This window comes from Anaeropeptidivorans aminofermentans (assembly GCF_940670685.1).
Classification (GTDB): Bacteria; Bacillota; Clostridia; order Lachnospirales; family UBA5962; genus Anaeropeptidivorans; species Anaeropeptidivorans aminofermentans.
The window spans coordinates 2,183,943-2,210,335 of record NZ_OW711693.1; the positions used below are offsets into that span (position 1 = coordinate 2,183,943).

General features: G+C 35.7%; 23 protein-coding genes, 1 tRNA gene and 1 pseudogene. 13 read left to right on the forward strand and 12 right to left on the reverse strand.

The annotated features are described in order from the left end of the window. Window positions 1-544: 544 nt before the first annotated feature. A pseudogene (locus NBX03_RS16075) lies at window positions 545-787 on the reverse strand (helix-turn-helix domain-containing protein); the annotation flags it as partial. 557 nt (window positions 788-1,344) lie between these two features. On the opposite strand from NBX03_RS16075, the gene NBX03_RS09145 reads away from it, so the two are divergent. Both NBX03_RS09145 and NBX03_RS09150 read left to right on the forward strand, forming a co-directional pair. Continuing rightward, on the forward strand, window positions 1,345-1,884 hold the full coding sequence (locus tag NBX03_RS09145) for a helix-turn-helix domain-containing protein (RefSeq protein WP_250227477.1): 540 nt from the start codon (window positions 1,345-1,347) through the stop codon (window positions 1,882-1,884). Window positions 1,885-1,889: 5 nt separating this feature from the next. Then, window positions 1,890-2,402 (forward strand): hypothetical protein, encoded by a 513-nt coding sequence (locus NBX03_RS09150; protein WP_250227478.1) that lies wholly within the window; start codon window positions 1,890-1,892, stop codon window positions 2,400-2,402. A 1,413-nt stretch (window positions 2,403-3,815) separates the two neighbouring features. Here the strand turns inward: NBX03_RS09150 and NBX03_RS09155 are convergent. Beyond that, window positions 3,816-4,232, reverse strand: coding sequence for a DUF3788 domain-containing protein (locus NBX03_RS09155; protein ID WP_250227479.1), 417 nt, complete (start codon window positions 4,230-4,232; stop codon window positions 3,816-3,818). A 105-nt stretch (window positions 4,233-4,337) separates the two neighbouring features. Then, window positions 4,338-4,419, reverse strand: a tRNA-Leu gene (locus NBX03_RS09160). A 170-nt stretch (window positions 4,420-4,589) separates the two neighbouring features. On the opposite strand from NBX03_RS09160, the gene NBX03_RS09165 reads away from it, so the two are divergent. From NBX03_RS09165 to NBX03_RS09180, 4 genes are all read left to right on the forward strand, one after another. Beyond that, the gene (locus NBX03_RS09165) at window positions 4,590-5,177 is read left to right on the forward strand and encodes a hypothetical protein (protein WP_250227480.1); all 588 of its coding nucleotides are present in this window, start codon (window positions 4,590-4,592) and stop codon (window positions 5,175-5,177) included. 90 nt (window positions 5,178-5,267) lie between these two features. After that, complete coding sequence (gene nadD, locus NBX03_RS09170) at window positions 5,268-6,512, forward strand: nicotinate-nucleotide adenylyltransferase (protein ID WP_250227481.1); 1,245 nt, start codon at window positions 5,268-5,270, stop codon at window positions 6,510-6,512. Window positions 6,513-6,529: 17 nt separating this feature from the next. Beyond that, window positions 6,530-6,886 carry a ribosome silencing factor gene (rsfS, locus tag NBX03_RS09175; protein WP_250227482.1) on the forward strand — a complete coding sequence of 119 codons (357 nt, stop codon included), beginning with the start codon at window positions 6,530-6,532 and terminating at the stop codon, window positions 6,884-6,886. A gap of 311 nt (window positions 6,887-7,197) precedes the next feature. After that, the gene (locus tag NBX03_RS09180) at window positions 7,198-8,379 is read left to right on the forward strand and encodes a M20 metallopeptidase family protein (RefSeq protein ID WP_250227483.1); all 1,182 of its coding nucleotides are present in this window, start codon (window positions 7,198-7,200) and stop codon (window positions 8,377-8,379) included. Between the two features lie 191 nt (window positions 8,380-8,570). On the opposite strand, the gene NBX03_RS09185 is transcribed toward NBX03_RS09180, so the two are convergent. From NBX03_RS09185 to lgt, 8 genes are all read right to left on the reverse strand, one after another. Further along, the gene (locus NBX03_RS09185; protein WP_250227484.1) at window positions 8,571-8,726 is read right to left on the reverse strand and encodes a CDIF630_02480 family spore surface protein; all 156 of its coding nucleotides are present in this window, start codon (window positions 8,724-8,726) and stop codon (window positions 8,571-8,573) included. A 4-nt stretch (window positions 8,727-8,730) separates the two neighbouring features. Next, on the reverse strand, window positions 8,731-8,952 hold the full coding sequence (locus NBX03_RS09190) for a DUF378 domain-containing protein (protein ID WP_330638318.1): 222 nt from the start codon (window positions 8,950-8,952) through the stop codon (window positions 8,731-8,733). A 223-nt stretch (window positions 8,953-9,175) separates the two neighbouring features. Next, window positions 9,176-9,760 (reverse strand): DUF1836 domain-containing protein, encoded by a 585-nt coding sequence (locus NBX03_RS09195; RefSeq protein ID WP_250227485.1) that lies wholly within the window; start codon window positions 9,758-9,760, stop codon window positions 9,176-9,178. Window positions 9,761-9,845: 85 nt separating this feature from the next. Beyond that, complete coding sequence (gene dut, locus NBX03_RS09200) at window positions 9,846-10,292, reverse strand: dUTP diphosphatase (RefSeq protein WP_250227486.1); 447 nt, start codon at window positions 10,290-10,292, stop codon at window positions 9,846-9,848. After that, window positions 10,282-11,544 carry a M16 family metallopeptidase gene (locus tag NBX03_RS09205; protein WP_250227487.1) on the reverse strand — a complete coding sequence of 421 codons (1,263 nt, stop codon included), beginning with the start codon at window positions 11,542-11,544 and terminating at the stop codon, window positions 10,282-10,284. Before NBX03_RS09205 ends, dut begins: the two co-directional genes overlap by 11 nt. 542 nt (window positions 11,545-12,086) lie before the next feature. Further along, window positions 12,087-14,195: a polyribonucleotide nucleotidyltransferase gene (gene pnp, locus NBX03_RS09210; RefSeq protein ID WP_250227488.1), complete on the reverse strand. Its 2,109-nt coding sequence runs from the start codon at window positions 14,193-14,195 to the stop codon at window positions 12,087-12,089. Window positions 14,196-14,363: 168 nt separating this feature from the next. Next, entirely contained in the window at window positions 14,364-14,621 is a 258-nt protein-coding gene (gene rpsO / locus NBX03_RS09215; protein ID WP_250227489.1) for a 30S ribosomal protein S15, read from the reverse strand. 279 nt (window positions 14,622-14,900) lie between these two features. Beyond that, a complete protein-coding gene (gene lgt, locus NBX03_RS09220) occupies window positions 14,901-15,773 on the reverse strand; it encodes a prolipoprotein diacylglyceryl transferase (RefSeq protein WP_250227490.1) in 873 nt (290 codons plus the stop codon). Window positions 15,774-16,342: 569 nt separating this feature from the next. On the opposite strand from lgt, the gene lexA reads away from it, so the two are divergent. Continuing rightward, the gene (gene lexA / locus NBX03_RS09225) at window positions 16,343-16,954 is read left to right on the forward strand and encodes a transcriptional repressor LexA (protein WP_250227491.1); all 612 of its coding nucleotides are present in this window, start codon (window positions 16,343-16,345) and stop codon (window positions 16,952-16,954) included. A 130-nt stretch (window positions 16,955-17,084) separates the two neighbouring features. Continuing rightward, window positions 17,085-17,651 carry an isochorismatase family protein gene (locus NBX03_RS09230; RefSeq protein WP_250227492.1) on the forward strand — a complete coding sequence of 189 codons (567 nt, stop codon included), beginning with the start codon at window positions 17,085-17,087 and terminating at the stop codon, window positions 17,649-17,651. A gap of 405 nt (window positions 17,652-18,056) precedes the next feature. Here NBX03_RS09230 and NBX03_RS09235 read toward each other — a convergent pair whose 3' ends face one another. Continuing rightward, on the reverse strand, window positions 18,057-19,445 hold the full coding sequence (locus NBX03_RS09235) for an MATE family efflux transporter (protein WP_250227493.1): 1,389 nt from the start codon (window positions 19,443-19,445) through the stop codon (window positions 18,057-18,059). A 477-nt stretch (window positions 19,446-19,922) separates the two neighbouring features. On the opposite strand from NBX03_RS09235, the gene NBX03_RS09240 reads away from it, so the two are divergent. The 5 genes from NBX03_RS09240 (at window position 19,923) to NBX03_RS09260 (ending at window position 26,273) form a co-directional block, all read left to right on the forward strand. After that, entirely contained in the window at window positions 19,923-20,618 is a 696-nt protein-coding gene (locus NBX03_RS09240) for a tyrosine-protein phosphatase (protein WP_250227494.1), read from the forward strand. 145 nt (window positions 20,619-20,763) lie between these two features. Continuing rightward, entirely contained in the window at window positions 20,764-23,427 is a 2,664-nt protein-coding gene (gene polA / locus NBX03_RS09245; protein ID WP_250227495.1) for a DNA polymerase I, read from the forward strand. An 8-nt stretch (window positions 23,428-23,435) separates the two neighbouring features. After that, entirely contained in the window at window positions 23,436-24,011 is a 576-nt protein-coding gene (gene coaE, locus NBX03_RS09250; protein ID WP_250227496.1) for a dephospho-CoA kinase, read from the forward strand. A gap of 21 nt (window positions 24,012-24,032) precedes the next feature. Further along, the gene (locus NBX03_RS09255; RefSeq protein ID WP_250227497.1) at window positions 24,033-24,605 is read left to right on the forward strand and encodes a lytic transglycosylase domain-containing protein; all 573 of its coding nucleotides are present in this window, start codon (window positions 24,033-24,035) and stop codon (window positions 24,603-24,605) included. 12 nt (window positions 24,606-24,617) lie between these two features. Continuing rightward, window positions 24,618-26,273: a peptide ABC transporter substrate-binding protein gene (locus NBX03_RS09260; RefSeq protein WP_250227498.1), complete on the forward strand. Its 1,656-nt coding sequence runs from the start codon at window positions 24,618-24,620 to the stop codon at window positions 26,271-26,273. The last annotated feature ends 120 nt before the right edge of the window (window positions 26,274-26,393 follow it).

Consider the following 26,393-nt stretch of genomic DNA (forward strand, 5'->3'; position numbering starts at 1 on the left):
AATACAAGTATAAAATCATTTTTACAAAATAAGATTATTTAAAGGTAAGCTATACCTAATAAAGATACTTATCTTATCAGGACGACGACAGAAAACAAGTCTCATTCCATTAAAACGGTTGCTAGAACAAGCCAATTTTTTAAAAGAAAAGTCGCCTGTCAAACCATAAAAATGGTTTAACAAGCGACTTTCAAACTTGGTATTGGCGGTGAATTTGCATATTTGGATGGCAGCATATGGATAGCGCAAGCGCAAAAGCATTGTTGCCCTGCAATATGCTTAGCAGTGAAACTTATGATAAAATCAGATTAATAAAATTATACCAGCCCTTATTATATATAGAATGCAAGTGTTTCATATTCTTTAGCCAATATAGCTTTCCGCTTATTGCAACAAACTTATCCCAATATACGCCGGTATTTGCAAAGGAAAGATAGTCTTTTTGTTTAATGAAATCTCTTTCGGCTATAGCTTGTTTAAGTTGGTATTTAGCTTTTAAATATCTTTCAGAAGAGAGCATCAAACTCACAATCTTTATGTTATGGGCAAAACCATCATCAAAAGCAATATCCAAAATGCTTTTTTCACTATTCCGAACCTCTTTTAGTGTAAAGGTTAATTTTCTATGCCGCAGATAATTTCTAAATTACATACCCAATATTTCTTTGAATTTTCTCGTTGTATAAAATTCGGAATAACCCAGCTTGCGAGAAAGAAAGCGTAGTGCCAAAGCTTCATCATTATAATTTTTAATACATTTGTCAATTTCATCAATGATTATTTGAATTTGTTTCTGCCACTCGTACTTTCGTCTGCCACCTCGTTTTAACCACCCTAGAGTAACAGAACTTGCAGTGCCTGATTTTACTTGCTGAAAACTCCGAGAAAGTAAATTATCTTCGTACTGTAGCTCAAAGTCGGATTTAAAACCACAGAATTTATTATATTATAAGCGTAGTTTTTCTTCATACATTTCCCAGAGGAAAATGTATATTTCACAACCTGCGAAAATTTTGTACCTGAATAAGTTCATATATAATAACCAGTTTGTGATTATTATATCTTATTTTCAACCCATGTGTATTAAACGCTTTGCCGTCCATTCCGACTATCAAGCCTGTCAATAGACGGGTAGTATTTTTACCGCGTCATTACACCACTGAAAATGGGAAATAGAATAAAACAATCCTGCTCCCGTTTTTGCCTAATAGTGACGGCAGGGAATTTTGCTTGCTGGGAAGTATCCTAAATCCTTTTCTCTTGTATGAAAATACACCTTTTTCTTGACATTAGAATCATATATGATAATATTATCATATATGATTCTAATGGAGGGACACAAACATGCAAAACAAGGCAGATGTGATACTTAATCCCATAAGGCTACGTATTATCCAGTATGTAGCACACAATATGCCTGTGACTGTTGCTCAAATAGCAAGGGCTATATCGGATATTTCAAAAGCGACGTTATACAGGCATGTACGAATTTTAGTGGATAATGAAATTCTAATTGTTATTGGACAGAAAAAAATACGCGGTACGCTCGAACAAAGCTATTCTCTTAATCTACAAAAAATCAATTCAGCCGGACAAGAAAGTACCGCAGAAACACAAGCACTTGTTTATTCTATTCTGGGAAAACTCATAGAGGATTTTGGACAATATTTTAGCACAGATACCGCAAATCCAGTTGAAGATAGGTTGTTCGTGGGAACAAATACATTGTATTTGAATAATGGCAGCTTTGATGATTTTGTTCAGGATATTTATGCAGTTGTAGAAAAATACAGTCAATTACCTGCAGACAAAAACGGAAAAGCGCGAATGGTTACATTTGTGTCGTCCCCGGCATCTGCGGAAAACGATATGGCGAGGGAGTAGTTTTTATGGTTAGAAATGTACGAAAGTGGATTAGCTTAATAGCGGCAGTAGTATTATATTATGTCATTCACGAAGGAGCACATTTGATTTTCGCATTATTGTTTGGTACGTTCAAAAAAATACAGTTTGTTTATTGGGGTATAGGCATTCAAATTGTAGTAGATGCAGCAGTTATGTCGGATATGCAGTTATTTGTGTTCGGCATTGCCGGAGTGGCCGCTACCTTAATTGCAGGCTATATTTTTGTATGGAAAAGAAACAGTATTCTTAAGTCTACAAGCAAGGTAGTTAGGGCGGTTGCTTATTATTCTACCTTGATTTTCCTTTGCCTTGACCCGTTTTATCTTTCAATACTCTATCGTTTTGTGGGAGGCGGTGATATGAATTCGATTATACTTATAGGTATTCCCAAAATAGCTGCAACGATATTTTTCATAATTCTATTAGCCGCTAATTTAATCATCTTCATAAGAATAATTTCCCCTGCTTATAAGAAAAGATTTACAGAAGACCAATAACAATGTAGCCATATAAGGCAATGCTTAATGCCTTGTCTTATATGGCTTAATAAGTATATGGCGCAAGTCACTTTCGCAAAAAGAGCCTACCAATACTCTAAAAATAATGCTTTCCAAGGAATAATTTCAAAAGTGCTTTTTTACAATCTTTCAGATGTTCATAACTTCCTTTTATAATTCTTACATTCAAAATTCACCGCCTAAAATACCAACAATCTAAAGTTCTCATCTGTTTCATTTTAATATAATTTGCTCAAAGACTATTTTATTTCATTATTAAGTAAACAAATACAGCACGAATTGCAACACGATTAATTGCACATACTATCCATGAGGTGATATGATGGCATCCTATGTATCCCCGGAACTCCGGGAAAAATTTGAAACACTTTCCATTGATTTAAAAAACAATATCCTAAAGCGCAATGTAAAGTTGAATTCTATTTATGACTTAATAAACATTCTCGAAGTGATTTCAAAAGAGGCAAAAGAGTGAATCTTCTGTCTCATCTATCTTTTATGAAAAGATACTTATCTTAAAACGAGTCCAGAAGAAAAGCGGCTTATAGGCCGCCTTTCAATTAAGTCAATAGTTGCCTATTATAAATGCCGAAATAATATAAAAAGATAATCTTGCTATATAAGCTTAAGGTATATTAAGCTTGCTCAATTTGTTTCCCCTATCTTTGTGTTGATACAGCTTCAATATGACGAGCCGGGCAATGGGTTGGCTATGCATACCTCAACAAAGAAGGAAATAGTAAGCTTCAAGACCATTTATGAAAAAACATACGAACTGGTTACATGCTTATATTATGGCTTCCAATCCAGGTACCGATAACAGTCTGAAAAGCAGACATTAGCTGTACTGAAAAAAGGACATTTATTATGCCATTTATTATGCTATAGGCACCAAAGCTGCCCCCTCTTTTGCAACACAAGAAGTCAACCACCCTGCCAGCTTATATGTAAGTAATACTAAGGCAATTACAGTAATCCAAATGAACGGAATAGTATCAGCCCAGATATCCAAACGAAATTAAGCTTCAAAAAATATGATAAAGAGCACAATAATATTAATAGAAATAATTAATATTACAGCCATAAACAATACAAATTCTTTTTTTGCTGCGTAGTAACTTCATATAAAATTCCATATTATATTTTCTCCCCTTCTTAAATATTGGAGCATAAAATAAAGCACGAAACATGGATCGTTTCGTGCTGATTAATTACAGCACCAAATTATATTTTACCTTATGTCGTCATTATAAAAAACAAAAAAATCAAGAAAACGTCACCGCAAATATTAATATATTTATATCCAGAAAAAATGAAACCTCGATAATCCGAGGCTTTTATTTTTCATTAGGGCCAAAAAGATGCAGATACGATTATATTCATACTCATATATCAATTATTTTGTAATTTTGCATTCAATAGTTTGAAGGCATCCTCCATATATTCATCACTGATTATCCTGTAGTTAAGCCATCCGCCTTCTCCGCAAGGATATTTACAGTCACATATTTCTTTTGCATATACAGATAAATCTAAATAAATTTTTTCTATTTGCTTATTTGTTAATCTTATTATCACTGTAAATGCATTTTTTTCAGCGAAAATATCACAGATATGTTTACTTTTCAGTTTATGCTTGATTCCCCATCCGTAATGATTTCCATAGGGGAAACAAATTTCGGATTTTGTTCCGTAATTAGAGGAGATATCTTGATTAATACGTTCAAATAAATTCCCTGTGATTCCACAATACTTTATCATCTCGTACAGGGTAGGTTCACTTGATTTATCTGGCATACGTTCATACATAAGATATTTCTCCTTATTCAAAAATAAATTCTCTTATCAAAGTATAACATATAGAAATAGGCTGAAAAGATACAAATCTGCATCTTTTCAGCCTGATAACCTTGCTGCGGGTAACAGGAGTCGAACCTGCACGCCAAAAGACACAAGAACCTAAATCTTGCGCGTCTGCCAGTTCCGCCATACCCGCTTATTTTAAATACGCAGTAAATTATATTATATACGTACATATAAGTCAATATAAATATGACTAATTGAAATTTACTGTGTTTGTTTATCTTAAAATGACGATAATATAAGTAGAAGGCTTTTTAAGGGTAATGCCTTGCCCTATAGTAATTTTTAAGGGGGTGAATATAAATGGTTAATATTAATAAATCTGGCAATACATATTCTAATTTAATTCATAATAAGGCTTCTGATTTATATTCAGACAGAGAAAAAAGCTTTGAAGAAAAGAGAAAAGAGCTTTCAGAAAAGGATCATAAAAATATATATTTAGAAAATATGGATAAATATATGAAAAGCAAAGAGGCGGAAGAGGCTCTTTCTAAAGAAATAAAGGCTTCAAAAAGAAAGAATATTGAAACCATGATAAAGACATTCCAAATGCTTCCGCTTAGAAATTATACACAAGATAGCTGGAAAAGAGCCATGACTGATGTTGAAAGAGCTGTCTCTATTTATAAATCAAAAAACGCCACTCATTCTCAGCTTAATAAGGCATTGGGCCATTTAATAACGGCCATGTCAAAGCTTAAGCCGGCCCAAAAAGAAGAGGCAAAAGGAAACCCTGCCGACAGTATGAAAGCGATGCATGAAATGAATAAGGATTTATTTGAGAAGAATACTTTAAAAAATAATGTTGAGGTACCAATCCCTGCCCCTTCTCTTCCTGATGATACTGCTCCGCCCGTTATAGACGATATTTCTGGAAATATCTTTTAAAAAATGACTAGACAAGCACATTGTATATAATTTCGATTTAGTGTATAATTTAATTATACTATCTTTTAAATATATTATTAGGAGAGCAGCATGAAATCAGAGCTTAATGATTTTAAATATCTAAAAAGCATCGCTATAATGGGTGGTACCTTTGACCCTATCCACTATGGTCATTTAACAATTGCTGAGGCCGTAAGGCAGGAATATGACGTTGAAAAAGTCATATTTATTCCTACAGGCACCCCGCCCCATAAAAATGCGCTTGGTATTTCCGAAAAAAAACATAGGTATTTAATGACCGTGCTTGCTACTTTATCTAATGAAAGTTTTGAGGTTTCAAGCATAGAGCTTGACAATGAAGACTGTAGTTACAGCGTAGATACCATTACCGAAATCAAAAACAAATGCTATGAAAACACCCCTATTTACTTTATAATAGGTGCAGATGCAATTTTTAATATATTTTCATGGAAGGAGCCTGAAAGGCTTCTGTTGCTATGTGAATTTGTCGTTGTAGCAAGACCTAATTATGATACAGAAAAGCTGAAAAGCTTTATAGACAAATTAAATACTGATTATGATGCAAGGGTTTCATATCTGGAAATCCCCTTAAACCATATATCTTCTTCCGATATACGAAACAGGGTTAAAAATAAAAAATCCATAAAATATCTTGTTCCTGAAAACGTTGAGGACTATATTTATAAATACAGTCTCTACAGTGAACCTTTGCAAATAAGCGCTATTGATTTTTCCCTTGTAAACAGCTACCTTAAGGATAATCTTTCAAAAAGCAGGTATAATCATACCATTGGTGTTTCCCAGATGGCTTTGATACTTGCAAAGAATTACGGTGTAGATGAGGACAAGGCTTATACTGCCGGCCTTCTCCATGATATAGCAAAGGAAATACCATTAGATGAAAAAATCCGCCTTTGCAAGGAATTTGGCATAGAAATCGACAAAGTGATGAAAAATCAGCCGGAGCTTCTCCACAGTTTCATAAGTGCCGCCCTTGCAACCTCTCTTTTCGGCATACAGGATGAGGATATTTTAAACGCAATTAAATATCATACGACGGGGCGAGCCAGAATGTCCAATTTGGAAAAGATCATATTTCTTGCAGACGTTGCAGAGCCTAACAGAAAAGCCGAAAACGGCCTTACGGAAATACGTGATGCTTCCCTTAAGGACCTTAATTATTCTCTTGTACTTGCCCTTAGAAGAAAAATCAAGTATACTATGAAAAAAAATGAGGAGCTTCACCCGCTAAGCACTGAAGCATTAAACTATTATGAAAAATGCTTGTTAAGAAATAATAATTACTCCATATAATTTAGGAAGGTGTTTTTTTGAACAGTAAAACGAATATATTTAAATCTTTGGAAGCCGCATATAAAGCAATAGACGATAAGTTTGGAAAAGATATCTCCGTTCTTGATATATCGGAAATTTCCTCTATGGGAAACTATTTTATTATTACCACCAGTTCAAATCCGAATCAGCTTAGGGCAATTGCAGATAATATACAGGAAGAGCTTTTTAAGCTTGGTTTTAAATTAAATCATTCCGAAGGCTATAATGGTTCCAGCTGGGTTCTTCTTGATTTTGGTGATATTATTGTCCATATATTCGACAAGGAAAACAGAGAATTTTATAACCTTGACCGGGTATGGGGCGACGCGAGAAAAGTTCATCTGGATATTTAATCCTATTTACAGTGAAATTTTAAATTTCACTGTATTTTTTTAAGCTTTTATATTTTGTTTATGCTAAAAGAACTTGAAAACTTATACGAGTATAAGCTTGTAAATAGTTTTTAAGAAAACGTCTCCTTATAGTTAACAAGTAAGTTTTGAAGCTTATTAACCATAAAAGCAATTTTATACAAAATGAACCGCTTATTATGAAAGTTAATGCATTATGTAATTGATTAATGAATTGATTGCAGATATAATTATATTTATAGCCAATGGGCTTTAAAATTTAGGTAACTACATAAAAAAACAGGAGGTTAGGTATGCTTACAGATAAGATAAAGTCTCTCGTTGATAAATACGAGGAGGAAATGATAAGCTTTAGAAGGGAGCTCCATGAAAACCCCGAAATAAGTATGGAAGAAGTAAGAACCACCAAGAGAATTTCCGAGGAACTGACAAAGCTTGGCATAGAGCATAAATGCATTGAACCTGCGGGAGTAATTGCGGAAATAAAAGGCGGAAAGCCGGGTAAAACCGTTGCTCTTCGCGCCGATATGGACGCCCTTACTATGGACGAGCTTAAAACCGTTTCTTATAAATCAAAGGTTCCAGGGAAAATGCATGGCTGCGGTCATGATGCCCATACGGCCATGCTTTTATGTGCCGCAAAGGTTCTGAACGAAGTAAAAGACGAGCTCTCCGGAAACGTAAGGCTTCTTTTCCAGCCTGCTGAAGAAACTGCTGCAGGCGCTCTTTTATTAATTGAAAACGGCTGCATGGAAAACGTTTCAAACGTATTCGGTATGCATGTAAACAGCAGCCTTCCCACCGGTAAAGTGGCAATTTCTGCAGGTCCTGCCTATGCTTCTGCTGATATAATGAAAATTACCTTTACAGGAAAGGGCGGCCACGGTGCTCAGCCCCACACCTGCATAGACGCCGTAGTAATGGCTTCCGCTTTCGTTAGCGAAGTTCAAACCATTGTGTCAAGAGAAGTCCCTCCTGACGCTCCTGCCGTTGTCACCATCGGAAAGTTTACGGCAGGGACAAGATTTAACATTATAGCTGAAACAGCAGTTCTTGAAGGAACTGTAAGGTGCTTTAATGTTGAACTTAGAAATAAAATTGAAGCTTCCATAAGAAACTATGCTGACTGCATCGCTAAAATGCACGGCGGAAAAGTAGAAATTGAATATGTTTACGGAACGCTTCCTGTAATCAATGAAGAAAAAAGTGCAAAGCTTGCGGAAAAAATCGTAAAGGAAACTTTCGGCGAAGAAGCCTATCAGCCTACAAAACCAACCACCGGCGGAGAAGATTTCAGCTATTTTCTTGAAAAAGCCAATGGTGCTTACGCTTCCTTAGGAACTTCCAATAAGGAAAAAGGCTCTGATAATTCTCACCATAACGGCCATTTTGACGTAGATGAGGACGGGCTTAAAATTGGTGCTGCAATGCACTGTTTATATGCCGCCGCTTACTTAGGCCAAGATGAATTCTAAAAAATGACTAACAGAGCCGTTTACATATATATATATATGGTAATGGGTTTATTTATATAAACCCTAATCCGGTATTCTCTAAGTTCACAATCGGCCCTTGAAGCATGGCTGCCTTATTCTCTAAATTCATATCTTTTGCAAATAAACAAAAGGGACTGTTAAAAACAGTCCCTTTTCGGCGTTAAAGCTCGTTATTTCTGATTTTCGTCAACCCATTCTTTTGCTTCCTCTACGGCACGCTGAGAAGGAATTGATATATTAGTTTCTGGCGTTTTCTTTTTTGCGTCAAGAATCGCTAAAGTCTCAAATTCAGGAATCACAGATTTATGTCTCTTTTTATCCTTCATAAGATCACCTGTCATCTTGATCAACATATGCCATTCGTCCATAAAGAGTAAGGCAGTAGATACCCGCTATTCCGACGATTGCATATAAGGCTCTGCTTATAATGCTGCTCATTCCGCCGAACAGTCTTGCTATAAGGTCAAACTGAAAAAAACCTACAAGACCCCAATTTATTGCACCAATAATAATTATGGTCAAAAATATAGCTTCAATTGATCTCATTCTCATCTCTTAACCCTCCTTTTGGCTAGATGAAAGCCTTAAAATAACGTAATAAGGCATGTATAAAGATATTAATACCTTTTATTCATATACAAATTAAATTTATATATAAATACATCTTTATTATCTGCATGCTGCTATTAATTATTAAACCAAAAAGTAGTTAAAAGATTATAATTTTCCATTGCCTAAGATAAACTGGAAAATCAGGTAAAAATTATAATTGGCATTAAAGCTTATTTTTATTCATAATTAAATTTGCAAGCTGTTTTGTTGCAATACTGTGTGCCATTAAGGACATTAAGGAAAGAAAAAATGTAACTGTTTCCTGATCCTCCTGGGAAGAAACATTGCTTTTGGCAGTTTCGGCAATATCTTCAAAGACCTTAGGAAGGTTTTCAGCCCAATCATTTATGGCTCTTTGATAATATCTGTAAAATTCATTATAGATAACACTCATATCTATAATATCGTCATCAAAAGTCTCTGTATCTTTTAATATAGGCTTAAAAAGCCTGCCTATTTCATCAAGAGAATAGATATCCTTAAAGCTATCTATTATGGTTAGAAGTATTAGATGCTTCTTCGTATAATAGCGTTTTTCTAAAGGAGGCGGAATAAGGCCCACTCTGATATAGTTTTGTATCATGGTCTTTGTAAAGTTCAGCCCATGCCTTTCAAAAAAACGAACTACCTGAGATATGGTCATCTCATCATTATAGCTTTCAATATTGGCAAGTATATTGACTATACTGATACTAGAGCTTAAACCGAGAACCTTTTCCTTATCAAATCCTTCTGATATACCATCCATAACGCACCTCGATTAATACACTTTATAAGTCTGCATACAATAGAATACTACTCTACACTATTATATTATATGCTCTTCATCTTTGTCAATAACCTGTATGGCCAAAGCCGCCCGCGCCTCTTTCGGTTTCGTCAAGAGCATCCGTTTCCGTAAAGTTCACAACCTCAACCTTATTTATGACCATCTGTGCTATTCTCTCGCCTCTTTTTACAATAAAGTCTTCTTTGCCGAAATTAATCAGGATAACATTAATTTCTCCTCTATAATCGGAATCTATGGTTCCCGGCGCGTTTACCATGCTTATGCCGTATTTAAGAGCCAGTCCGCTTCTAGGCCTTATTTGAGCCTCATACCCTTCGGGTATGGATATTTTTATCCCTGTAGGAACTAATTTGATATCCCCTGGCTTTATTAAGGTATCCTCAGTTACATTGGCGTATAAATCCATTCCAGCGGCGCCCCTTGTCATATAAGAAGGAAGCTTAAGGTCTTTAGCATTATCCATACGGGTAATCAGAAACTTATTTTGCATTTTGAATCATCTCCTGAAAATCAAGGCCATCTACGTTTCCTACTGCACATATGCTCATCTGGTCAAAATCAAATGTCTTTTCTGTTAATTCATAAAGGTCTGCAATGGAAACCTTATCTATTTTTTCTATTACCTCTTCGGGGGTCAAAACCTTATTCAGCATAAGCTGCCCTCTGCCGATGGCGTTCATTCTGCTGGTGGTGCTTTCAAGGCTTAAAACGTAATTACTTTTAAGCTGCTCTTTGGTTTTTGCCAAATCCTCTTCTGTTATTTTATTCGTATTCAGTTTTTTTATTTCATTTATAATTTTATCTATAAGCTCCGGAGCCTGATTCTTATTAAGGCCTGCATAGATAGATAAAAGCCCGCCGTCTGCAAAGCTTGAATTAAAAGAATAAACCGAATATGCAAGGCCGCTTTCCTCTCTTACCGCCTGAAAAAGCCTAGAACTCATTCCCCCGCCGAAGATAGTGTTTAATACAGCCATTTTATAGGAATCTTCGCTTCCCATGCCTACGCCGGGAAATGCGGCAATCATATGAACCTGCTCTATATCTTTTACTTTTGTTATGATTCCCTGGGTGTAGGCAGTTTTAAATTTCTTCTTTTGATAAGGGTTCTTTCTTCCGTAATCCTTAAAAATATCACTTAATTTTTCAAGAATTTTATCCCTGTCAAAGTTTCCGGCAACTGCAAGAACCGTATTTTCAGGATAATAATTCCTGTTAAAATAATTGACAAATATATCGTGGTTAAATGTTGATATACTTTCCTTTGTTCCCAAAACAGGAAATCCCAAGGAATCGTCACGCCAAACACATTGATGAATCAAATCATGGGCCAAATCCTCCGGGGTATCTTCATACATATTGATTTCTTCCATGATAACGTTTCGTTCTTTATTGATTTCATCATTATCAAATTTAGAATTTAAAAACATATCTGTAAGCACGTCGATAGCTACATCAAAATGGGTATCCAGTACCCTTGCATAATAGCAGGTATATTCCTTTGAAGTAAAAGCGTTAAGCTGTCCCCCTACGGCGTCCATTTTATCCGCTATATCTCTTGCGCTCAATTTCTCGGTACCTTTAAAGAGCATATGTTCAATAAAATGAGAGATTCCGTTAACCTTAGCACTTTCATTTCTTGAACCGTTTTTTACCCATATGCCAAAACAGACGGAACGGACAGAAGGTATTTTTTCAAAAACGATCTGAAGATTATTTTCTAATTTTATATTTTCTATCATAAAAATTTCCTTTCAAAATTATCTTTTTCTAGTGTGTATATTGAAATAGATATATAAAAATGGAAGTTCGAATATTTTTAATGAAGAAATTGCTTTTTAAATAAAATATACGAGTGTCTAACGTTTCAAAACACACTTTGAGTTTAGTATACTCCAATAAAGTTAAATTAAACTATTTTAAATCTACTTTTATAGATGGAGAAATACGGCGAAAAAAGTATTTTTATAAATTTTTGAAAGCTTATAGTAAATTTAAGGTCAAACAATAACTAAACTATGTATTCATGCAGACTCAAAAATCCATTTTGAAAGAGCCCTAATAAATCGTATTTTGTAAAATTGCTTTGGTTTGATTTTATATACTGAAAACTTTATTATTTATTGCTGTACATGTTTCCTGCGAAAATCCGTATTTTGAGCCTTTATGGATAGGTTCTGTTACTTCGCTATAAAAATTTACTATAATCATATTTTTACTATAATCCTTAATATTTAATAAGGGCAGCAGACAATGCCTGCTGCCCTATAAATTATTTTAAAGCTTATTGAGGAAGAGCTGCCTTCCTTGAAAGATTGATGCGGCCCTGATCGTCAATTTCAATACATTTAACCTGTATTATATCGCCCACGTTAACAATATCTTCTACCTTGTTTACTCTTTCCTTAGCAAGCTGGGAAATATGAACAAGCCCTTCTTTTTCAGGTGCGATTTCAACAAATGCACCGAAATTGAGTATTCTTGTTACTTTTCCTGTATAAATCTTTCCTGGTTCTGGATCCATAACAATTGCATTTATGATATCCATGGCACGTCTTACGCTTTCCATAGTCTGGGCGGCTATGAATATTCTTCCGTCGTCTTCCGTATCAATCTTCGTTACGCCGGATTCTTCGATAATACGCTTAATCGTCTTTCCTCTGGAACCGATTACTTCAGCCATCTTTTCAGTATCGATTGTAAGCATGCCAATCTTCGGAGCGTACTCGGAAATTTCTGTTCTAGGCTTATCTATGCATACGTTCATGATTTCATCTAAGATGAAAAATCTTGATTTCTCGGTATCTTCCAATGCAAGCTTGATGATTTCTTCTGTAAGACCGTCAATTTTTATATCCATCTGGATTGCTGTAATTCCCTTTTTTGTTCCTGCAACTTTAAAGTCCATATCACCAAAAAAGTCCTCAATGCCTTGAATATCTGTTAAAAGCGTGAATTCCCCTTCGTCTCCTGTAACTAAGCCTACGGAAATACCTGCTACAGCGCTTTTAATGGGAACGCCGGCAGCCATAAGAGAAAGGGAGGACCCGCATACGCTTCCTTGGCTTGTGGAGCCGTTGGAGCTTAAAACCTCAGAAACAAGCCTTATGGCATAAGGAAACTCTTCTTCCGAAGGAATTACAGGAAGAAGGGCTCTTTCCGCTAAAGCACCGTGGCCGATTTCTCTTCTTCCGGGACCTCTTGAAGGCCTTGTTTCACCTACGGAATAGCTTGGAAAATTATAATGATGCATATAGCGCTTCATATCTTCTGCTTCGTCAAGGCCGTCTAAATGCTGAACCTCGCCCATGGAGCCGAGGGTTGTTATAGTTAAAACCTGAGTTTGTCCTCTACTGAAAAGCGCAGAGCCGTGAACCCTAGGAACTATGTCTACTTCCGCAGATAAATGCCTGATTTCATCAAGCTTTCTTCCATCTGGACGCTTATGCTCTTTTAAAATCATTCTTCTTACGGTTTCTTTTTCAAATTTATAGATTGCTTCCCCTATGATGGCAGTAAGCTCTTTCTGTTCTTCTTCGCTTACTTCTGAAAGAAGCTTTTCATTAACCTCATCTTTAAGAAGAGCAAGTCTTTCTTCTCTTTCCTGCTTCATATCGGTAAATACGGCTTCTTCCATACGCTTATCAGTGATAATATCTCTAACCTTATCATATACCTCTGAAGGAACGCTCTTATCTTCGTAGGAATGCTTTGCTTTTCCGATTTCTTTCACTATTTCTTCAATAAACTCAACTATTTTTTTGTTTGCTTCATGGCCGAACATGATAGCTTTAAGCATTTCTTCGTTGGAAACCTCATCGGCTCCTGCTTCTATCATCATAACCTTATGCTTCGTCGAAGCTACGGTTAAAGAAAGCCTGCTTTTTTCTCTCTCAGCGGCACATGGGTTTAATACGTATTGTCCGTCTACCAAGCCTACATTTACAGAGCCTGTAGGTCCCATAAAAGGAATATCAGATATGGATAAAGCTAAAGAAGAGCCTATCATAGCAGCAACTTCAGGGCTGCAATCTTGATCAACGCTTAAAACAGTGGCAACTACAGAAACATCATTTCTGTAATCCTTTGGAAAAAGCGGTCTAATAGGTCTGTCAATAAGCCTTGATGTAAGAATTGCCTTTTCTGTAGGTCTTCCTTCTCTTTTTATAAATCCGCCGGGAATTTTGCCAACGGCATAAAGCTTTTCTTCATAGTCTATTGAAAGAGGGAAAAAGTCAATTCCGTCTCTCGGTTTTTCGGAAGCCGTTACGGCAACGAGAACCGTGGTGTCACCGTATCTTACGATAGCTGCGCCATTTGCAAGCTCTGCAACTCTGCCGATTTCAACGCTGAAATTACGTCCGCCCAAATCCATTGAATAAGTTTTATACATATAATCCTCCTTTGGGGTATGCAGTCACTTTTAAACAAAATACAGCCTCAATCAATTCATATAAAAAAGTTGAAGCCCTATTCTGTTTAAAATGCTGCGAACCCTTTCTTTAATGTATATATTATTAACAAAAAGGCGTCCTTTTATAGGGCGCCTTTATTAATTGCATTATTTTCTCAATCCAAGGGCTGCAATAAGCTCACGATACTTCACTACATCGTTTTTCTTAATATAATCTAATAAGCCCTTTCTGCGACCAACCATCTTCAAAAGCCCTCTTCTTGAATGGTGATCTTCCTTATGCACCTTCAAATGCTCTGTTAAGTGGTTGATTCTTTCTGTTAATAATGCTACCTGAACTTCAGAAGAACCTGTGTCTAATTCGTTTCTTCCGAATTCTTTAATAATATCTTTTTTGTCTTTCATGACATCCTCCTAATATTCTTAACACCAGATGCCAAGAAAAGGTTGGAGATTCCATATCTGGGCATTGGCTTACTTTACAAGTTTATCACAGTATTTTTAATAACGCAACTATTAATTTATGGCCTCTTGCAGTAATTTAGAAAACCACAGGAGATCTGATATTTGTATTATTTGAACATTTTTCTATAAGTATATTATCATATAAATATAGAAAATCTTAATCATGCAGTTTTATAGTTAATAAAGCTAGAAGTTTGTTTGTTAACTATAAAGAGATGCTTACTTGGTATAAATTCTTTCAGTGCTTCGTTTTCTTAAATAAAAGATTGCAACAATGGAAATTATCACAAGAACGGCAGAAAGAATCTGGCTTACTGCAAGACCTGTTCCAAAGAATATCAGCTGGTCTGTTCTCAGGCCTTCAATGAAAAACCGCCCAATGCCATATCCAACGAAATACATTAAAAATACTTCTCCCTCAAATCTTTTATGTTTTTTCAGGATATTGAGCATGATAAAAACGCCTAAATTCCAAATTGACTCATAAAGAAATGTAGGGTGCACCTGTATATACTGGATGCCCTCAAAGTTTATAATTTTTTCAAACACACTTTGGGGAATATACATATCTCCCGAAACCTTGTATCTTAATGCAAAAAGAGAATCTGTAAATGTACCGTAAGCTTCTTTGTTAAGGAAATTTCCCCATCGGCCAATGGCCTGTCCGATAATAAGGGCCGGGGCCGCCGTATCGGCAATTTGAAAGAAATTAAGCTTTTTTACCTTAGAATAGACAAAGGCAGCAAGCACTCCGCCTATTACCCCTCCGTAAATAGCAAGGCCTCCTCCTCTTGTGTTAAATATTTTTATAAGATCGTCTTTATAAATATCCCATGAAAATATGACATAATATAGCCTTGCGCCCACAATAGCGGAAATAAAGGCATAAAAGAAAAAATCGATATAGGTTTCAGGGTCCTGTCCCGTTCTTTTAGCTTCATGATACGCATAAAGAATTCCTATTCCGATACCTATAGTTATTATAATCGCATACCAGTATATTTCAAATCCAAATATATCTATTGCAACTCTCGGAAGATTATTTATTTTTATTCCTAAATTAACAAACCATGCATCAGGATAATTCTCCATCTTTCCGCCTCCAAATACTTAAATAATGTGAAAATTATATAATAATTAAGCCCATATGTCAAAAGCTTATAGTTTTAAACATAAATATAACTATCTGTATAAATGCAATATAAGAAATTCTTAATCTTTTTATGAACATTTGTTTCAATAAGGTAGCGGTTGTGGTATAATGGAAGCCAAATCAAGCTTCACTTGATTTGGCTTCCGAATACATTTCCCTTGGGAAATGTATGAGTGTAGGTGGTTCTATTGTGTTCATGAATATATTTTGCAAAGCAAAATGTATGAAATTCTTTTATGGTATACCAAATCAAGCTTCACTTGATTGGCTTCCGAATACATTTCTTGGAAAGAAATGTATGAGTGTACGTTATTTTATTATGTTCATGAATATATTTTGCAAAGCAAAATGTATGAAATTCTTTTACGGTATATTAAAATAAGCAAAGCTTGATTTAGATTTCTAGTACACAATATATACACGGTTCTTGCTTTAACAAACCTTTATAAACTATCTTTATACTTATCTATAGTATACTTAAATATATTCATTAACGGAGGTATTTCTTATGCCGGAGAAATTAACTGTCAAGCAACAGATGATTTACGACTTCTTAAAAGAAGAAATTCGCACCAAGGGCTACCCTCCCTCAATTAGGGAAATATGCGCCGTTGTAGGCTTAAGTTCAACTTCTACAGTTCATTCTCATCTTGAGACCCTTGAAAGAAAGGGCTATATAAAGCGTTCTCCTTCCAAAAACCGCTCAATTGAAATACTTGAAGAAGATTTTTACGCCCCTATGAGAGGGGTTATAAATATTCCTATTGTTGGAAAAGTTACTGCCGGAGAACCTATACTTGCCGTAGAAAATATTGAGGGCACATTCCCTGTCCCTTCGGAATACATAAACGATTATACCTGCTTCTTTTTAAGAATAGCCGGAGACAGCATGATAAACGCCGGCATCCATAATAAAGATATTGTTCTTGTCCGCCAGCAGTCCTATGCCGATAACGGCGACATCGTGGTTGCCCTTTTAGACGATTCCGCAACGGTTAAAACATTTTATAAAGAAAAGGACCATGTGAGGCTCCAGCCGGAAAGCCCCTTTTTCGACCCTATTATTACGAGAGATGTGACCATTATAGGAAAGGTCATCGGCCTTTTCAGGAAATTATAGTAAATATCAATATCCAGTAATAATATATGATTATATTTCCTAAAATACTATGAAGATGTTTCTATTCCTATTTTAAAACTAAATTTTCATTATTGTTCAAGATATATTTATCATTCAGGAGGCTTTATTTATGAAAAAAGCTCTAATAATAGTAGATTATCAATACGATTTCGTAGCAGAGGACGGAAAGCTTTCAGCCGGAGAGGCAGCGAGAAATATTGAACACCATCTGGTAAAGCTAATTGAGGATTTTAATTCTGACGGTAACTACAGCGGTGTCATATTTACTTATGATAGCCATAACATAAAGGACTTTACTGAAAATTCCCACCCGGAAGGTAAAGTATTCCCTCCCCATTGCATATACGGTGAAAAGGGCTATGGGTATTATGGAAAGCTTAAAAATTATGAAGAAAAGCCTGATTCCAACATCCTTTTGCTAAGCAAAAGAGGATACAGCCTGAACAGTGATATTATTTCCCAATTAGTAGATAAATATAACGACTTCACTTTTGCGGGAGTAGTTACAGATATATGCGTATTCCAAAACGTTATTGCCTTTTATAATTGTGCCTGCAATAAAGATAAGCCTATAAAAATAACCGTCGACACAAAAGGCTGTGCTTCTTTTAATCCTGAAAGGGAGCAGGAATGCCTTAAATATATGAAAGAGGTTCTGGGAGTAGAAATATTATAATAGTTAGTAGCTTCCAATTATCCAAAATAAAAACCCGTATTGAAATTTCAATACGGGTTTTTATTTTATAAGGCAATGGGCACCGCCCAATAATCCTTCACCTATTACGCTTATACTTGAATTAATATGAAATAGCAACATTGCCAAATTGCTTTTCCCTTATTTTATACCCTCTTAGAGCCAAATACTTACTGCGGAATAAAAGCAATTTGGCTATATTATATAGTAAAATAATTTAATTACAGTAACAAAACCGCATATTTAAATGGTTTAACATAAACGTTTCTATTATATTTAAGCTGTTTATAAAAAATAGATTTTTGTTAATACCATAAAGCTATTTTACTATATGTTAAAATACATTAGCTCTTTTTAATATAGCATCTATAGATATTATGGGAGTATTTATTTTGCCATATTTACTGCAAGTCTTTTCTTCCAGCCGCCTTTTTTCATTCTTAAAGTAAAGAAAAGACCCCTGATTACCCAATCGGAATACATTGCTACCCATACGCCATAAACGCCAAAGCCCATCGTAACCCCAAGAATATATCCAAGAACAATTCTTACAATCCACATACTTGCGATGGCAATTATCATGGTATATTTTACGTCTCCTGTTGCCCTCAAGGCAGCAGGAGTTACAAATGAAGACGTCCAAAAAATCGGCGTTGCAATAAAGCCTGATTTTAAGATTCCATTGATAAGCCTTGCAGAAACATCACTTGCATTATATGCTCTTCCTATAAGCCCTGTCATGGGGAAAAGCACAATACTTATAATAAGGAACATTATCGCCCCTGCTTTTACTGCAAAAAAAGTAGTTTTTTCAACGTCCTCTTCTTCCCCGCGGCCTATTTTCTGGCCTACGAGAATCATAACCCCTGTGCTTAAGGCGTTTCCTGGAACGTTTACAAATCCGAAAATATTAGAGCTTACGGAATTGGCAAACATAGCCGCCGTACCCATTCCTACTATATAAAGCTGGGTAATAAGCCTTCCTACTTGAAAAAGACTGGATTCTACACTTGTAGGTATGCCTATGCCCAGAACATTTTTCTGGGTAGCAAAATTGATTTTAAAGTATTTAAGCTTATTAAGCCGTATGTTTTTTTCCAAGAATATAATATGTATTACAGATAAAATCATGCCCACAAGCCTTGCTAAAAGCAATGCCCATGCGGCCCCTTCTATTCCAAAGCCGCCGCTTTCTATATTAAGCCAATTAAAAATATTTACCTTCCATGGGAATATAAGCAAATATCCTAAAATAACATTAAAAACATTCATTATAATAGTAATAAGCATAGGCGTAGCCGTATTTCCGCTTCCTCTTGCGACCCCAAATATAGTCTGGGTTATAGCAAGAACAGGAAAAGAAAACATGATTATGGTAAAATAGGAAAATCCTGAATCGTATACCAGCTTTTCTGTTCCGTCAAAAAGAAAATTCATCATGCCCACCTTAAAGACATAAAAAAACACCATAACAAAAAAAGACAATATTACGGCAAGTACCAACGCTTGAGAGCCTGCCTCCTTTGCCTCCTCCATATTCTTTCTTCCTATGTACTGGGCGACTATAATTGTTCCCCCTGTTGTAAGTGCAGCAAAAACAGAAATCATGATATTGCTAACACTGTCTATTATGCCTACTGCTGACACTGCATGCTCTCCAATGGCATTTGCTACCATCAACTGATTCACAAGGCCCATTATAGTAATAAAAACCTGCTCCATTATAATCGGAGATGAGATCGTAAGCAGCTCTCTCAGCCTTTTTTTTGATTCCATAAATTTCCCCCTGATTTTTCTACAAAGCGTAAAATGGGGTTATCCCCCATTTATAGTAAAATGCTGTAAAATTTTAATTAAATATAAGTAAAACCAATACGACGCGTACCACATTATTATACTCTTTTTAAAAATATAATCAATCCTCAATTTACGCTTATTTTAAAGAATACTGTATACATTTTCATGAGAAATAATCCTTTGTCATTTTTGCTTTTTTGTGCTATTTATCCCTATAAGTATATGCAGATATAGTAGTACCATCTACCTTACAGGCAATGAATGTCAGCACCTTCTATAACAGAAAAATCATTATTGTTTTATATAAATATGACTACACATAATAAGCTTCAAATTAAGCCTTTCTTCAGTTTATTAAGCATGGTTCATTGTAAAATCTTGCTATTTTTCTTTCATTATGTGATAATTGCACTATACATTAATATGTATCTGTACCCTTAGAAACGGAGAATAATTATGCTGCGCAGATTTATATTTCAGAACACCCTAAATACAAGGGATTTAGGAGGATATCCAATAGCCTCAGGAGGGCATACCCGTTACGGCAGCTTTATACGAAGTGATGCTCCTGCAAACCTTACTGATAATGAAGTAAGTAAATTATATAAGTATAATATTACCACAATTCTTGACCTTCGCGGCCCGGAAGAGATTAAGAGAACACCAAGCTTTTTTGCAGATAAAAAAGGATTTAACTATTATAATTATCCTCTATATGGAAACGGCAGATTGCCGGAAAAAGAAAATGATATCGCCGATTCTTATTTAGCTATGTTACAAGATTACAAATTAGTTTACTCTATTATGAAACTGTTCGCAGATACAGAATCGGGCATATTATTTCACTGTACCGCCGGGAAGGACAGAACCGGCATTATTTCAGCTCTTTTACTCGCGCTTGCCGGAGTTTCAATGCCCGATATTCTTGTGGATTATCAAATTTCATATACATATATTTACAGTATCATCTGTAAATTACGTAAAGATGAGCCTTCTCTTCCCGCATGGGCGGGCCAATCAAAACCTGAATATTTGGCTGACTTTTTCACAAAATTCTTGAATAAGTATCATTCTGTGGAAGGCTATTTATCCTATATCGGGTTAACGGACTGTGATATTCTAAATATAAAAAATAAATTGATTTTTTCTTAATTATAGTAAATAAACTTAAAAACGCTAAGTTTATTTACTACAGACTTAGGGAAAACTATTAAACTTAAAAATAAAAAACAGTTTTTAAGTTTAATAAGTATATATGAGGTATACTATTAATAAAGATTTATTAAGGAGCGATACTATGCCGGAAAAAATAATGCTTGTAGATGGAAACAGCATCATAAACAGAGCCTTTTATGCCTTGCCTGCCCTTACAAATAAAAACGGTGAATATACAAACGGAATATTCGGCTTTCTAAATATAATTATAAAGCTTTTTGAAGAAGAAAATCCTGATTATCTTGGGGTTGCTTTTGACTTGCCGGGAAAGACTTTCCGTCATGAGCAATTTGATGAATATAAAGGCACGAGAAAAGCGATGCCTATGGAATTAAGGCCTCAGATTCCTATGCTTAAAGAGCTTTTGAAGAAAATGAATATACCGGTATACGAATTGGAAGGTTATGAGGCAGACGATATTTTAGGTTCTCTTGCGAAATCTTCTCAGAAAAACGGTCTTGAAACAGTTCTCGTTTCAGGAGACCGGGACCTTCTTCAAATCGCTTCGGAGGATATTAAAATCCGCATTCCTAAAACAAAGGGCGGAAAAACTGAAGTTGAAGATTATTATGAAAAGGATGTAATGGAAAAATACGGGGTTACCCCGAAGGAATTTATCGATGTAAAAGCCCTTATGGGCGATAGCTCCGATAATATTCCCGGCGTTCCTGGAATCGGTGAAAAAACTGCCCTTAAAATCATTCAGGAATATAAATCCCTTGAAAATGCCTATGAAAATATAGCTTCTTTAAAACCTAAAAAAGCTTCTGAGAATATGCTTGAATTTAAGGAACAGGCCTTTATGAGCAAATTTCTTGCTGAAATCAATACGGAATTAAATTTAAGCCTTCCCGAAGAAAAATGCCAATATGAAAATATTTTTAATCCCGAAGCCTTGTCTGAAATGGAAAGGCTTGAGTTTAAGTCTCTTATTAAAAAATTTGATAAAAGAGAAGCACCAAAGCCCGAGGACCCTTCAAAGCTTAATTTTACCTTTATAAAGGAAAAGGGCCAAACAGATAGTCTTTTAAAAGCTATGGAAAAGGCCCGTACCTGTGCCTTAAGCTTTATTGAAATAGATGGCCTCTGTCTTGGAGCAAGCTTTTATTTCGAAGAAGAAGGCGGCTTCTTTATAGAATTTAATGAAGAACTTACATTAAAAGAATTTCTTTCTGAAACCAAGTTTTTCTATGACAGTCAATGTGAAATTATCACCTTAGACTCGAAAAATACCATTGTTCTATTATATAAAAATGGTATTGCTATTGAAAATATTATTTTTGACGCCATATTAGGCGGATATATATTAAACGCCTCCATATCTTCATACACTTATGATTATATCGGGGAAAAATATCTTAATGAGCGTTTTCCTTCCCTTGAAGATTTAATAGGAAAAGGAAAAAGCAAATTAGATTTCAGAACCCTTGACGACAATACAAAATTATTATACGGCTGCCGCCAAAGCTATACAGCCTTTAAGGCCTTTCCTATAATGAAAGCGCTTTTAAAGGAAAATCAGCAAGAGGAACTTTATTATGAAATAGAGCTTCCCACGGCAAGAGTTCTCGCCTTTATTGAAATTTACGGCATAAAGGTAGATAAAAATGCTCTAATCGATTTTGATAAGCTTTTGACGGAAGATATCAATAAGCTTACAGAAGAAATATATGAAATGACAGGAGAAGTATTTAACATTAATTCTCCTTCTCAGCTTGGAAACATTCTTTTTGGCAAGCTCGGGATAAAAGGCGGAAAGCGCACCAAAACAGGATACTCTACAGCTGTCGATGTATTGGAGCCTCTTCGCTTTGACTATCCTGTAGTTGAAAAAATACTGAACTACAGGACATTAAGCAAGCTCAAATCAACCTATTGTGACGGCCTTTTAGCTGTTATGGATAAAGAAACAGAAAAAATATACTCAACCTTCAATCAAACCGTAACCGCAACGGGGAGACTTTCAAGCACCGAGCCTAATTTGCAGAACATTCCCATAAGAACTGAAATCGGAAGAGAGCTTAGAAAAGTATTTATCCCCTCCTCCGATGAATATATTCTTGTGGACGCAGATTATAGCCAGATAGAGCTTAGAATCCTTGCCCATATTTCAGAAGATGAGGCAATGATTAAGGCTTACCGCACGGGTGAAGATATTCATAGATTTACTGCAAGCCAGGTGCTTCACAAGGCTCCGGAAGATGTAACAAGCTTTGAAAGAAATAGTGCAAAGGCCGTTAACTTCGGTATCGTATACGGCATAGGCGCCTATAGCCTAAGCCAGGACCTCGGCATAAGCGTTAAAGAGGCAGACGATTATATCTCTGCATACTTTTCAAAATACCCTAAGGTAAAAGCCTATATGGATAGAACCATCGCCGATGCAAAGAAAAACGGCTATGCAAAAACTATGTTTGGAAGACGCAGAGAAATCCCTGAAATCAGCTCTTCAAACTTCAATACAAGAAGCTTTGGCGAAAGAGTCGCCATGAATATGCCCATTCAGGGAAGCGCCGCCGATATTATAAAAATTGCCATGGTTAAAGTATTTAATCGCTTGAAAAAAGAAAACCTTGCTTCAAGAATCATTCTCCAGGTCCACGACGAACTTCTTCTGGAAGTGAAAAAAGATGAAAAAGAAATCGTTGAAAAGCTTCTGAAAGAAGAAATGGAAAATGCCGTGAAACTTCTCGTTCCTCTCGTTGCCGATGTTCACAGCGGAGAAACATGGTTTGATGCAAAGTAGGTGTTCAAATGATCATAGGGCTTACAGGAAATTCCGGAAGCGGCAAAACTGCCGTTTCCGATTATCTTTCTAAAAAATATGCATATGTCCTCGACTGTGATAAAATATATCATGAGCTTCTTTCCGAAAGCCCTGAAATGAAAAAAGAGCTTACAGGGCTTTTCGGAAAATCTATTATTGAAGATAATAAAATTAACAGGAAAGCTCTCGGAGAAATCGTATTTAATAATGACAAAAAATTAAAGCTTTTAAACAGAGTAGCCCATAAATACGTAATTATAGAAGTAGAGAAAAGAATAGCCTCCTATAAAGGAGATAAAAAGCTTATTGTAATAGATGCCCCTTTGCTTATTGAAGCCGGGCTCCATGAAATATGCGACGAAGTATGGGTAATCGATGCTCCTTTAGAAATAAAAGCTGAAAGAATATCCATCCGTGATCATATCAGTATTGAGAAAGCCAAGCAAAGGCTCTCTAAACAGATGAATCCGGAGGAATTAAAAAAATACGCAGACCATATTATAGAAAATACAGGCAGCCTTCATGAACTTCTATCTTACGTGGATACGCTTGTGAAAATATAATCGTTCTGCCGGGGAGAAAATATGTTTTTTGCCATTGATTTTAGAAGGATAAAAAAATTTATGGTTTTTGCAGGAATGATTTTTCTTATTATATTTGCCTTTGTTACGGCTTTTAAAATTGCCTTTCCTGTGAAACATCTTGATCTTATAATAAAATATGCCGATAAATACGGCCTTGACCATGACCTTGTATGCGCAATGATAAGAGCTGAAAGTAATTTCGACGCAAATGCTGTAAGCAAAAGAGGCGCCGAAGGGCTTATGCAGATCATAAAGTTAACCGGTGACTGGGGCGCAGGCGAAATCGGTCTTGAAAACTATACCTATTCAAGAATTAAAGAGCCTGAAATAAACTTAGATGTTGGCTGCTGGTATATTGCAAAACTTTTAAAGCAATACGGAAATGTGGACACTGCACTGGCGGCCTATAACGCAGGAAGCGGTACGGTTTCCAAATGGCTTTATGACCCTGAAAACTCCACTGATAATAAAACCCTTTACCGTATCCCTTATCCTGAAACTAAAAAATACGTGGAAAAAGTCAATACATATAGAAAAATATATAAATTTATTCTAGATTATAAAATTTATTGATACGGAGAAAAAATGAAAAAACTGACCTCATTAATTTTAATTTTTTCAGTCCTTTTAACAGGCTGCAATCTTATTCCGCCCCTTGAAAAGCAATCGGAAGAGCCTTCCGAAACAATAATAGAGGCTACGGCTTCCCCTACCCCTTCAGAAGAGGTTAAGGAAAGCCCTAAAGCTTCTGCCGAACACGAAAACGCGCTTAATATCTCCATGCGCGCTCCCGTTACTTTAAATCCTCTTATGAATAAGGATATTACTGTTGACAATGTGCTGAAGCTTATTTTCGAGCCTGTATTTTCTTTAGATGAAAGTCAAAGGCCTGTTCCCAATTTAGCTGAAAAAATCAGCTTTTCCGAAAACGGCCTTGAAGCTACAGTCACCCTTAAAAACAATATTTATTGGAGCGACGGAGAAATCTTCGACGGAAACGATTTGATATTTTCCGTAAATACTCTTAAAAACGCTGACAAATCTGTAATATATAAAGATACTGTTAAAGATATTTTAAGCTGTGAACTAATAGACAGCTTCAACGTGAAAATAAACTTATCCAAGCCCTCGGGGGGCTTTGGATATATGCTGCTTTTTCCGGCAATCCCAGAGCATTACTATAAAAATAAACTGGATAACAGCTCCGTTGAAAGCCTGAACCCCATAGGAAACGGCCTTTATAAATTCGTATCCTATGAAAATGTAAAGAATATGCAGCTGACTGCAAGCAATACCACCTTTAGGCAAAAACCCCTGATACAAAAAATAAATGTCCTTATAACTTCTGATATTCAAACGGATTACTATTCCTTTGAACAAAACATTCTTGATTTTATATCTGCCGACATACTGAACTTCGGCAAATACAGCCCTTCCCAGAAAACAGGGCTTACCGAATATAGCACAAGCAATTACGATTTTATAGGATTTAATTTTAAAAATCTTGCCTTAGAGGATAAAAAAATGAGGCAGGCCATTACAAAGCTTATCGATGTGGACTATATTATAGAAAGCGTTTATCTCGGCCACGCCTACAGAACCTATTCTGTTATAAGCCCCGATTCATGGGCCTATGAAAAAGATGTGGAAAAATATGAATATAACAAGCAGGAAGCAAAAGACCTGATATCTCAAGCAGGCTATAAAGATAATAACGCCGACGGAATAATGGATAGAGAAATAGCAGGGGTTTATTTCGACCTTTCTTTCAGAATTCTTGTAAATGAAGAGAATGAAGAAAGAGTAGAAATAGCAAATCTTGTTTCCTCAAGCCTTAATGAAGCGGGCATCGCCACAGATATTATCGTATGCGATTATAATACTTATTTAGAGAAACTGCGGAACAAGGAATACGATATTTTTATAGGCGGGTTTAACTTTTCTCTTAAGCCGGATTTCGCCTTTGCCTTCCATTCTTCTCAGATAGATGTAGGAAGCAATTTCTTTTCATACCGTTCAGAAATCCTTGACACTTACCTTATAGCGGCCCAGAATGCTCAAAACGAAGCGCAATATAAAGACGCTTTAAGTAAAATTCAAAAGCATATTGCCTCGGAGCTTCCCTGTATCAGCCTTGCTTTCAGAAAAAAGGTAATACTTTATAACGAAAATATCAAGGGCGGTAAAAAGCCTTCTATTAACAATATTTTTTCAAATATAAACGAATGGTACGTACAATAAAGTAAAAAGATAGGAGTAACGAAAACTATATATTCACTATGGATTAAATATGGTATTTTTAATAGTCCATAGTGAATTGGTTTTTGTTACTTCTTTAAATGCACTTTGTTTTAATTAAAA